Source organism: Kitasatospora sp. NPDC056446, assembly GCF_042796115.1.
Taxonomy (GTDB): Bacteria; Actinomycetota; Actinomycetes; order Streptomycetales; family Streptomycetaceae; genus Kitasatospora.
This window is the reverse complement of sequence record NZ_JBHTRF010000101.1, coordinates 1-10,727: the sequence shown is the minus strand read 5'-3', so window position 1 is coordinate 10,727 and position 10,727 is coordinate 1. Positions and strand designations below refer to the sequence as shown.

Sequence of the window (10,727 nt, the reverse complement as noted above, 5' to 3'; positions counted from 1 at the left end):
AGACCGCCGAAGTCTTCGCCCTGACCGTCGACGGCGCCATGGCCCACGCCTACAACACCAACGGCGCCGGCTGGTCCACCTGGTCCACCATCAGCCTCACCGGCTGGGGGTTCACCGGCACACCCGCCGTCCTGCACAACCCGGTCACCAACGCCCTCGAAGTCTTCGCGATGGGCACCGACCGATCGCTGTACCGCACCTCCTGGACCCGCGCCACCGGCTGGGTGCCCTGGACGATCACCGGCGACTGGAAGTTCACCGGCAACCCCAGCACCGTCTACAACCCGGGCTCCAGGACCGCGGAGGTCTTCGCCCGGGGCTCCCTCGGCATCATGGTCCGCGGAGCCAACGCCAACGGCGCGGGCTGGTCCGACTGGTCCCTCATGGTCCGCCGGGCGCCCAAGTGACCGTGCGGCCGGGCACCAAAGTGACCGTACAACCCGGCGCCCAAGTGACCGTAGCGCCGACCGCCCGAGGACCCCGCACCCCTCAGCCCGAGCCCGTGTCCGCCGTGCCTCGACGACCGAGGCCCACACGCTGTCCGGACCGACGAGGCCGGCAGGGGAGATCCTGATGTTCCGCTCACGCCAACGCGCCGCCTGGATAGCCGGGATGGTCACCGCCGTCACGGCCACGAGTCTGCTGCCGGCCGGTACACCGGCCGGTGCGGTCACCGGAGACACCGCACCGACCGGTTCCTACGCCTTCACCGCCAAGCTGGACATCGGCAACGGCCGACGCGCCTGCACCGGCGCCCTGATCGACCCGTTCTGGATCATCACCGCCGCATCCTGCTTCGCCGACAACCCCGCCCAACCGACAACCGTCCCCGCCGGACCGCCCGCGCTCAAGACCACCGCCACCATCGGCCGCACCGACCTCACCACCACCACCGGCCAGGTCCGGGACGTCACCGAACTCGTCCCCCGCACCGACCGCGACCTCGTCATGGCGCGCCTGGCCAACCCGTCACCGACATCACCCCGCTCGCCGTATCCGCCACCGCCCCCGTGGCCGGTGAGGAACTCCGGGTGACCGGCTACGGCCGCACCAGGACCGAATGGGTGCCCGACAACCTCCACAGCGCCGCCTTCACCGTCGGCACCATCGACCCGACCGGCCTCACCATCGCCGCCAAGTCCCCCACCGACGCCTCCATCTGCAAGGGCGACACCGGCGGACCCGCCCTACGACAGGCCGGCGACCACTACGAACTCGCCGCCCTCACCTCCCGCTCCTGGCAGAACGGCTGCCTGGGCACCCCCGCCACCGAGACCCGCACCGGCGCCTACAGCACCCGCACCGACGACCTCGGCACCTGGATCCAACAGACCCGCGCCGTCGACTGGAAGACCCCACTCGTCAACACCAACAGCGGCAAGGTCCTGGAGATCGACAACTCCCTCATGACCGACGGCGCCCGCGCCCAGCAGTGGACCTGCCACAGCCTGCCCACCGCCCGCTGGATCTTCCACTGGGCCGGCGACGGCTGGGAGGTACGCAACTCCAACAGCGGAAAGGCCCTGGAGATCAACAACTCGCTCACGACCGAAGGAGCCCCCGCCCAGCAGTGGACCTTCTACGGCCTCCCCACCCAGAAATGGGATCTCATCAAGGCCGTCGGCGGCTACATCCTGAAGAACCGCAACAGCGGCAAGGTCCTGGAGATCGACGACTCGCTCAAGACCGACGGCGCCCATGCCCAGCAGTGGACCTTCTACAACATCCCCACCCAGAAATGGTCCTTCTCGTACTGACTCCCGGAACGTTCGGTGCGGCGGGCACGAACAACGGGGTGACCTACCGTCCGGTGCGACCGCGGAGCCGGCGGCGGGCCACCTGCGGCGCCTGGCCGGCCGGCGCGCGGGGGGGCACCCGTCGCCGGCAACTGGACCGGCAGCGGCACCACCCGGGTCGGCGTCTACCGGGATTCAGCTGCCACGGGCAGTTCGGTGCCGGGGCCGGCCGCCGGTCAGCCCGCCGTGCTCGGCGGCGGCTGTGAGCGGAGGGCGTCGACGGCGAGGCGGGCGGCGGTTCCGATGGCGGCGTCGGCGGCGGGGAGGGTGATGGTGGTGGCGGCGGCGCGGGTGAAGACGGCGAGGGCGTAGCGGCCGCCGTCGGGGTATTCGACGACGCCGACCTCGTGGCGCAGCGTGGGGAGGGTGCCGGTCTTGCCGTGGACGCGGACGTCGTCGAAGGGGAAGCCGGAGGCCAGGCGGTGCGGCCAGACCTGGAGGCCGAGGAGTCGTCGCAGGGCTGCGCCGTGGTCGCCGGGGCAGGCGTCGCCGTGCCAGAGGGCGGCGAGCAGGGCGGTCATGTCGCGGGGGGTGCTGTGGTTGGTGAAGGCGGGGTCGAGGACTCTGAGGCGGGCGACGACGGCGGGGTCGACCGGGGAGTCCGGGCCGGTGTCCTCGACGAGGGCGGCGATGAGGTCGCGGACCTTGTGGACGGCGACGGTGCGGGTCAGGCCGAGGTCGGCCATGGTGCGGTTGACGGTGTCCAGGCCGATCTCGTCCCACAGGACGTCGGCGGCGGTGTTGTCGCTGACGGCGACGGTCAGGTAGGCGAGGTCGCGGAGGGAGAGCCGGGCGGCGTCGAGCATGGCGCCGAGGCCCGTCCCTCCGGGGGTACGGCCGGTGGCGGGGACGTCGACGTGTCGGGTCAGGTCGATCCGTCCGGCGGCGGCCTCGCGGTACAGCGTCACGAGCAGGCAGAGCTTGTGGACACTGGAGGTGCTGACGGCGGTGTCGGCGCCGAGGCCGATCTCGGCGCCGGTGTCGAGGTCGCGCGCGTGCAGCCGGCCGGTGACGCCCGCGTCGGCGAAGGCCGCGGCGATGCGGGTGCGCGCGGCGCGGGTGTGCGCGGCACGGTCGGCACTCGTGCGGTCGGCACTCGTGCGGTCGGCTCTGGTGCGGTCGCCGGTCACAGCGGGAACTCCATTGCGGGCCGAGGGTAGAGCGGGCGGTTGGGCGGTTGGGGCAGCAGGCCCCCGGGTCCGGTCAGCGCCTCGTGGGCGGCCTGTGCGAACAGCCGGACGGCGGGCCCGTCCCGCCCGGCGGGCCAGGCCGTGGAGGTCCGCCAGGCCAGCGGGGTGCCGATGAGCGGACGCCAGACTGTACCCGGTGGTGGCACGGTGCGCGGCACCAGGGCGATGGCGCTGCCGGTGAGCACGAGCGCGCCGGCGACGTCCGGCCCCGGCGGGTCGACCACGGCCTCGGGGGTGCAGCCGTGCCTGGTCAGCGTGGTGAGGACCTCGTCGTACAGGGCCGGGGCCGTGGCGCGGGGGAAGAGGACCAGGCGCAGGCCGGTCAGTTCGGCCACCGCGAGCTCCGGGCGGTCGGCGTACGGGCTGCGGGCGGCGAGCAGGACGCCGAGCGGCTGGTGCAGGACGGAGCCGAAGGCCAGTCCGTCGGCCGGGCAGGGGTGGCGGACGACGGCGACGTCGACGGTGTGCTGGGCGAGTTCGCGCACCACGGCCGCGACCGGCAGTTCCCGCAGTTCGAGCCGGGTGCCCGGGGAGGCTGCCTCGAAGCCGGTGAGCAGCGCGGCGAGGGTGGCCGGTCCGAGTTCGGGTGGGACGGCGGCGCGCAGGGTGCCTGCCCGGCCGCTGCGCAGGTCGGCGGCGGTGGCGAGGAGGCGGGCGGCGCTGTCCAGCGTCTCCTCGGCCTCGGCGAGCAATAGCCGGCCCGCCGGGGTGAGGTCGACGCCGCGCGGGCCTCGGTCGAACAGGGTCACGCCGAGTTCGCGTTCGAGGCGCTGGATCCGTTGGGAGAGCGAGGGCTGGGCGATCCGCAGGCGCTCGGCGGCGCGGCCGAAGTGCCGTTCCTCGGCGACGGCGCGGAAGTGGCGGAGGTGCCCCAGCAGGTCCATGGCCAGCAATCATAGGTGTTTTCGTATCGCTTGCTTCACGATTGCGGTCTTGGACTCGGGGGGCGGCGGGCTGTTTAGCTGAGCGCGACGGGGCGACCACGACGGCGCGACCGTGACGGCACGAACCACCTGGGAGACCACCGATGAGGCCCGACCTCCACCGCACCCGCACCGCTCTGCCCGCCGTGGCCCTGCTCGTGGCCGCGCTGATCAGCGGGTGCGGCCAGGCGAGCAGCGCGTCGACGCCGCCGACTCCCGCTTCGACGACGGCGGCCCCCGGCGCGACGACGGCGGGGGCGGCCGCGACCGACTCGGCGGAGGCCTCCTTCGCGGCACTCGAGCAGCGGTTCGGCGCCCGGCTCGGCGTGTTCGCGGTGGACACCGGCAGCGGCCGGGAGGTCACCCACCGGTCCGACGAGCGGTTCGCGTTCGCGTCCACGATCAAGTCGCTCGCCGCCGGGGCCCTGCTGCGGAAGGCGTCCGACGCGGACCTGGACAAGGTCGTCCCCTACCGTCAGGAGGACGTCCTGGCGTGGGCACCGGTCACCTCGCAGCACGTGGCCACCGGCATGAAGCTGCGGGACCTGGCCGCCGCCTCCATCCAGTACAGCGACAACACCGCGGCCAACCTCGTCACCGCCGAGCTCGGCGGCCCGCAGGCCGTCCAGCGGTCCCTGCGTGACCTGGGCGACTCGACCACCAGCGTCGACCGCACCGAACCCACCCTGAACGAGGCGACCCCGGGCGACACCCGCGACACCGGCACCCCGCGCGTCCTCGCCGCCGACCTGCGCCGCTACGTCCTCGGTGACGTCCTCACGGAGGACCGGCGCGGGCTGCTGACGGAGTGGCTGGTCGGCAACACGACCGGCGGCCCGTACGTCCGCGCGGGGGTGCCCGCCGACTGGAAGATCGGTGACAAGACCGGCAACGCGGGCTACGGCACCCGTAACGACGTCGCCGTGGCGTGGCCGTCGGGCGGGCGCAGCCCGATCGTGATCGTGGTCCTGTCCGACCGCGGCAAGGAGGGCGCCACCTCCGACGACGCCCTGATCGCTGAGGCGACGAAGACCGTCGTCAGCGCCCTCGGCTGACCCTCCCCGACCGAGCGCCTCGGCCGGCCCCGACCGGCCGAGCGCCCTCGGCTGCCCCTCCCCGACCGACCAGGAGCCCCGACCGCAATGATCCGCCCCACCCGCCGGACCGCCACGGACGCCGACTTCAGCCGGCGCCGTCTCGCCCAGCTCGCCGTCCTCGGCCTCGCCGCCGGGGCCGCGCCGGCCGCCCTGCCGGGCTCGGCCTCGGCGGCGGCATCGGCATCGGCATCGGCATTGGCATCGGCCGCCGACCGCTCCTCGGCGAAGGCACCGTCCGCTTCCGGCGCGCACTACGGCCGTGCCCGCCGCCTCGCCGGCGACGACCCCGTGCTGCGGGCCCTGGTGACGGCGCTGACACCCGGCTCCGGCCTCCCCCCACTGCCCGCGGCGCCGCCCGTCAAGCTGTTCGACAACCTCGTGCTGCTGAGCGCGGGCTGGGTCTCGGCGATGGCGGTGCTGACGGACGACGGCATCGTGCTGATCGACGCGCTCACCTCACCCGCCGATGCCGAGGGCGTCATCGTCCCGGGGCTGCGGGCGGTCGGCGCCGACCCGGCGGCGATCCGGCACGTCGTCGTGACCCACGGCCACGCGGACCACTTCGGCGGCGCGCAGACCCTCGCCGACCGCTACGGCGCCCGGGTGCACATGTCCGCGACCGACTGGGACCTCCTCGCCCGCACCCGCCCCGCCGACGCCCCCGTCCGCGACCTCGACATCGCGGACGGCGCGCAGCTGACGCTCGGCGGCACGACGATCGAACTGCACCACACCCCGGGCCACACGGCCGGCACCATGTCCCCGGTCATCCCGGTCCGGGCGGGCCGCCGGCACCACAGCGCGATGCTGTGGGGCGGCCTCAACCCGCCTTCGACGGTGGCGGAACTGCGGACCTTCCTCACGTCCGTCCAGTCCTTCCGGGCCGTCATGCGCCGGGCGAACGTGGAGGTCGAGCTCTCCAACCACCCGAACGACCACGGCCTCGAGCGAGCCGAACAGCTGCGGCACCAACCGCCCGGCGCCGCGAACCCCTTCCTCCTCGGCGGCCCCCGCACGCAGCGGTACATGGCGGTCATGGACGCGATGCTGCGCGGCCGCATCGCCGACGCGGAAGAGGCAGAGGCGGCGCAGGTGGCGGACGCGGCGCAGGCAGCGGACACGACCGGAACAGGAGCCGGAACGCGCGGAGCCCCGACCGCCGCCGCGCCGCACGCCTGCTGCCGGTAGGACGTGGGGTCGTCGTGGACGTCCGGGTCCGCGCGTCAGGTCAGCCCGTCCGGGTCGTGGCCGGCCGCCCGGCCCGGTGCCTCACCCGCCTGTCCCTCCCTGGTGGACAGCAGCGCCCCTGGGGGTGGACAGCAGTTCGCGGCCCCGTTCCGGGGTCAGCAGCGGCCCGAGCAGGGGGTCCGCCACCCACCCCAGAGGCGCCAGGTGGTCGGGGCCCAGCGGCTGCCACACGGGCAGGGCGTCCATCAGCGTCCGCCACGCCCCGTCGGTGTCGCCACCGCGCGCCGACTCCCGCGCCCGTTCGGCCGCTTCCCCGAACGGCCCGGCTGCCGTGTACCGGTACGTGCCGCCGCGCACCTGCTCCAGCGTCGCGTAGGCCAGCGACACCACGTCCTCACCGGCTCCCCCCAGGTGGAACATCAGCGTGTCGTCGTCCCGGTACGAGTGCGCCGCGTGCTCGGCGACCAGTGCCGGCAGCAGCTCGGGCGCGTACCGCGGGTCCGTCACCAGGCCCTTGAAGTACACCATGTACGTCTGTCCGAGCAGACGGCGTATCTGGTCGCCCAGCCCGGCGGCCCGCGGCCGGCCGTACCCCTTCGCCTCGTCCAGCGCGTGCGCGGCCCGTTCCCAGTCGCCGTGCAGCGCCTCCAGCCGGGCCTTCTCCACCAGGGCGTCGAGCTCCCGCGTGGAGTCGTTGACGAACTCCGGCTCCCGGTCGGCCCGGTGTGCCTCCAGGCTGTGGAACTCCCGGTGCATGTCCCGCATGAACGCGACGAAGTTCGGGTACCGCTCGGGAGGCGCGGCCCGCCAGCTCGCCCACGTGTACACGGCCCACTCGCCGTCCTCGTCCACGTCCTCGGGATCCAACAGGACGTGGGTGATGTCGGACTCGACGTCGAGTTGGAGCCCGCGCCGCCAGAGGTCCGCCTCCCGCCGCTCGTCGGGTCCGGCGTCGTCGTCCAGGTACTCCTCGAACATGTCCGCGAGCCCGGATTCGTTGTCGTGCCAGCGCGCGTCCGCCGTCCCCGCCAGCAGCGACACGAACCCGCCCGCGTGCCGCCACCCGTCGCTGACCTTGAGGAAGTCCCGGTACGACGGGGGCATCCGCCGACCGAGGCGCTCCTCCATGGCCACGATCCGTTCCTCGGACGCCGGCGGGAACCCCAACCAGCGGGCCCGCCGGGCGGATTCGTCCTCCGCTCTCCGCGTGTCGTCATCGGTCAGGGAATCCGACCACTCCCCGCTCCACTGGTGGAGGAACGGCTGCCAGTCGAACGGTGGAGTACTCGTCATGCGCCCGATACTGTCAGCCGCCACTGACACTGCCCCGTGACGGCTGTGAGCCGGGCCGCCACGGTGTTCCGGGACGGCCCGTGGGGCCGGTGTCAGTCGTCGACCGCCTGGTAGAGCGTCGTCCAGAAGTCGTTGATCAGCCGCACCGCGCTCGGGACGGTCAACCCGACCTGGGTGAGCAGGATCCCGGTGAGCCCGTGGTGCGGGTCGGCGTAGGTCGAGGTGCCGCTTCCGCCGTCCCAGCCGAACTGGCCGACGGGGGCGTAGTCGCCGAGGTAGGTGCGCACCGCCATCCCGAGGCCCCACCCGCCGTGCTGCCCCTGCCCGTACGAGAGGTGGACGTTGTCGCGGGCCAGCGCCGTGCGGGCGGCGGTCTGTTCGGGCGTGAGGCGGTTGGTGGTCATCAGCCGCACGGCGGGCCGGGACAGGATCCGCTCGCCGCCGTGCGTCCCGCCGTTCAGCAGCATCCGGAAGTAGGCGTGGAAGTCGTCGACGGTGGAGGCCAGTCCGCCACCGCCGCCCTCGAACGCCGGAGGCTTGCTCCAGCGTCCGGTCGCCGGCTCGTCCCAGACCGTGAACTCCCCGGTCCGCGGGTCCGGGGCGTAGAGGGGAGGCAGCCGGTCGATCTTGTCGGCCGGGACGTGGAAGCCGGTGTCCTTCATGCCCAGCGGGTCGAGGACGCGCTCGCGCAGGAAGGTCCCGAACGGCCGGCCGGTGACCCTGGCGACGAGCACGCCGAGGAGGTCGCTGGCGATCTGGTACTGCCAGCTCTCTCCGGGCTGGTGCATCAGCGGCAGCGTGCCGAGGCGGCGCATCCACTCGTCCGGCCCGGGCATCGGCTCCGGCAGGTCGGGTGTGAGCCCCTGCTCGAAGACCGCGTTCATGATCGGGGTGCCCAGCATCGTCATATCCATGCCGAGCCCGAAGGTGGAGGTCAGCACGTCCCGTACGGTGATCGGCCGCTTCGCGGGCACGGTGTCGTCCAGCGGGCTGTCGATCCGCTTCAGCACCCGCCGGCCGGCGAGTTCCGGCAGCCACTGCTCCACCAGGTCGTCCAGCCGCAGCCCGCACTCGTCCAGCAGGACCGTCGCCGCCGCCATCGTGACCGGCTTCGACGTCGAGGCCATCCGGAAGATCGTGTCCCGGCGCATCGGCGCGCCGCCGTCGTGGCTCATCGTGCCGATCGCCTCGACGTGCGTCTCGCCGCCGCGGCCGACCAGTGCGACGAGCCCGGGGATCCTCCCGGAGTCGACGTGCCGCGCCAGCACCTCGCGCACCTTGCGCAGCCCTGCTTCGGGCAGGCCTCCGCCGTTCTGTCCCGTCATGGGTCTCCCCCTGCATGAGCGTTCGGGAACTACTGAACAATGACGAAGCTACATTGCGTTCACGGAACCGTCAACGAGATGCGACAGGCCGAATCAGCGTATGGGCAAGGGATATTGCCCGTCTATTGCAATGAGTGTGGCACTGAACGCAAGGGACGATCAAGGCATGCATTGCAATGGGCTGCGGGTGAACGCATACTGCGAAGCACAAGCGCGCGGGCCGGCGGAGGGGCGGGAGCATCGATGCCTGGAGGCAGACTCACCGGCGAGGACCGCCGACTCATCGCCGACGGACTGGCCGGGGGGCTCGGCTACACCGAGATCGGCCGGCGTCTGGGGCGGCCCGCCTCGACCGTCCTGCGGGAGGTCGCCCGCAACGGCGGGCCCGAGGCCTACCGGGCGAACCGGGCGCAGGAAGCCACCCAGCAGCGTGCGGCGCGCCGCCGGAAACCGGACCGGCCCCCGGCCCCACCGGATCCCCACAGCGGCCACGGCGGCCACGGGCGCGATCCCGAGGAAGTCCGGGAGTTCACGGAGTTCCTCACCGCCCTCCTCGAACAGCAGGGGCTGCCCAGGATGGCGGCCAGGGCGCTGGTCTGCCTGTACGCCACCGACCGCGGCGCCCTCACCTCAGCCGACCTGGTCCGGAACCTCCGCGTCAGCCCGGCGTCCGTCTCGCACGCCGTCAACTTCCTCGAACAGCAGGGAATCGTCAGGCGCGAACGGACTCCCAGCGAACGCCGCGAGCGCTACGTCATCGACGGCGACATCTGGCTCCGCTCCACCCTGGCCGCGATGCGGATGAACGACGCCCTGATCGCCGCGTCGCAGCGCGGGGCGGAAGTCCTCGGCCCCTCCACCCCGGCCGGCAGCCGTTTCGGCTCCTCCGTGGAGTTCCTCACGATCATGAGCGAGGCCCTCCGGCAGGCGATGGACCGCTGGCGGCAGCGCACGGCCGCTCGCAGCGCCGAGCCCGAGGACCGACCTCCCGCACCGCACCGCCAGGACGGCCCACCATCGGCACCGCGCGCATAAAAGGTCGGATAACGGTAAGAAGGGTAGCGAACGGGTGGCGTTACCGCGCCGCCCGGTGACGACTGGAGGAACCGATGGGTGACCTGTCGAACAAGGCGCAGGAGCTGACCGGCAAGGCGAAGGAGAAGGCCGGCGAGCTGACCGGTGACGAGGAGCTCAAGGGCGAGGGCCAGGCAGACCAGGCGGAGTCGAAGGTCAAGCAGGTGGCGGAGGACGTCAAGGACGCGGCACAGGCCGCCGCCGACCGGGTGAAGGGCGCCCTGAAGCGCAACGGCTGACGACGGAGGGGAGCACCGGCATGGCCCTGTTTCTACACGGGTGGCGCACAGCAGGGTGGGCCGCCGCTTCTCCGGCGGCCCACCCGCTCCGGGGCGGCGCCCCGCGGGCCCGGGGCGACATATCCCCCCACTGCGGACCCGGGCCTGCTACAGTCGAAGTAGTTGCAGTAGTGGTTCCCATGGATTTTGTGTGCGCCTGCTGATGTTTCGCAGGCGCTTTTCTCTTTTCCCCGGCTCTTCCCGGGTGGGTGCTCATCACGGCGACTCGAAGCGCGCGCTGTGCGCGTTTCGGACAGTCCCTTGAAGGAGATTTTTTTCATGGCTAATGGCACCGTGAAGTGGTTCAACGCGGAAAAGGGCTTCGGCTTCATCGAGCAGGACGGTGGCGGCGCTGACGTCTTCGCCCACTACTCGAACATCAACGCCAACGGCTTCCGCGAGCTGCTCGAGGGCCAGAAGGTCGAGTTCGACGTCACGCAGGGCCAGAAGGGCCCGCAGGCCGAGAACATTCGCCCGCTGTAGTTTCTGCCACGGCACCCGCCTGGTGACGAGGGGCCCGCACCGCGCACACGCTGCGCGGGGCGGGCCCCTCGGCATTGCGC

The 10,727-nt window shown here is 72.7% G+C and carries 9 protein-coding genes and 3 pseudogenes; 8 read left to right on the top strand and 4 right to left on the bottom strand.

Annotation, left to right across the window (positions count from 1 at the left end; genetic code table 11):
* From ACFQ6N_RS36570 to ACFQ6N_RS36560, 3 genes and pseudogenes are all read left to right on the top strand, one after another.
* A pseudogene (locus ACFQ6N_RS36570) lies at positions 1-407 on the top strand (hypothetical protein); the annotation flags it as partial.
* Positions 408-573: 166 nt separating this feature from the next.
* Positions 574-1,211: pseudogene (locus tag ACFQ6N_RS36565) on the top strand (S1 family peptidase); the annotation flags it as partial.
* Positions 1,212-1,253: 42 nt separating this feature from the next.
* A complete protein-coding gene (locus ACFQ6N_RS36560) occupies positions 1,254-1,757 on the top strand; it encodes an RICIN domain-containing protein (protein WP_380658426.1) in 504 nt (167 codons plus the stop codon).
* A gap of 215 nt (positions 1,758-1,972) precedes the next feature.
* Here the strand turns inward: ACFQ6N_RS36560 and ACFQ6N_RS36555 are convergent, their stop codons facing one another.
* Entirely contained in the window at positions 1,973-2,836 is an 864-nt protein-coding gene (locus tag ACFQ6N_RS36555; protein ID WP_380658425.1) for a serine hydrolase, read from the bottom strand.
* Positions 2,837-2,922: 86 nt separating this feature from the next.
* Positions 2,923-3,870 (bottom strand): LysR family transcriptional regulator, encoded by a 948-nt coding sequence (locus ACFQ6N_RS36550; protein WP_380658413.1) that lies wholly within the window; start codon positions 3,868-3,870, stop codon positions 2,923-2,925.
* Between the two features lie 143 nt (positions 3,871-4,013).
* Between ACFQ6N_RS36550 and bla the strand changes: the two genes are divergently transcribed.
* Both bla and ACFQ6N_RS36540 read left to right on the top strand, forming a co-directional pair.
* Positions 4,014-4,964: a class A beta-lactamase gene (gene bla / locus ACFQ6N_RS36545; RefSeq protein ID WP_380658412.1), complete on the top strand. Its 951-nt coding sequence runs from the start codon at positions 4,014-4,016 to the stop codon at positions 4,962-4,964.
* 87 nt (positions 4,965-5,051) lie between these two features.
* A complete protein-coding gene (locus ACFQ6N_RS36540) occupies positions 5,052-6,194 on the top strand; it encodes an MBL fold metallo-hydrolase (protein WP_380658411.1) in 1,143 nt (380 codons plus the stop codon).
* 38 nt (positions 6,195-6,232) lie between these two features.
* Here the strand turns inward: ACFQ6N_RS36540 and ACFQ6N_RS36535 are convergent.
* A pseudogene (locus ACFQ6N_RS36535) lies at positions 6,233-7,487 on the bottom strand (SMI1/KNR4 family protein); the annotation flags it as partial.
* A 92-nt stretch (positions 7,488-7,579) separates the two neighbouring features.
* The gene (locus tag ACFQ6N_RS36530; RefSeq protein ID WP_380658410.1) at positions 7,580-8,812 is read right to left on the bottom strand and encodes a serine hydrolase domain-containing protein; all 1,233 of its coding nucleotides are present in this window, start codon (positions 8,810-8,812) and stop codon (positions 7,580-7,582) included.
* 243 nt (positions 8,813-9,055) lie between these two features.
* Between ACFQ6N_RS36530 and ACFQ6N_RS36525 the strand changes: the two genes are divergently transcribed.
* From ACFQ6N_RS36525 to ACFQ6N_RS36515, 3 genes are all read left to right on the top strand, one after another.
* Positions 9,056-9,847 (top strand): MarR family transcriptional regulator, encoded by a 792-nt coding sequence (locus tag ACFQ6N_RS36525; RefSeq protein ID WP_380658409.1) that lies wholly within the window; start codon positions 9,056-9,058, stop codon positions 9,845-9,847.
* Between the two features lie 74 nt (positions 9,848-9,921).
* The gene (locus tag ACFQ6N_RS36520; RefSeq protein ID WP_380658408.1) at positions 9,922-10,125 is read left to right on the top strand and encodes a CsbD family protein; all 204 of its coding nucleotides are present in this window, start codon (positions 9,922-9,924) and stop codon (positions 10,123-10,125) included.
* A gap of 318 nt (positions 10,126-10,443) precedes the next feature.
* Positions 10,444-10,647 carry a cold-shock protein gene (locus ACFQ6N_RS36515; protein WP_099897249.1) on the top strand — a complete coding sequence of 68 codons (204 nt, stop codon included), beginning with the start codon at positions 10,444-10,446 and terminating at the stop codon, positions 10,645-10,647.
* Positions 10,648-10,727: the final 80 nt, after the last annotated feature.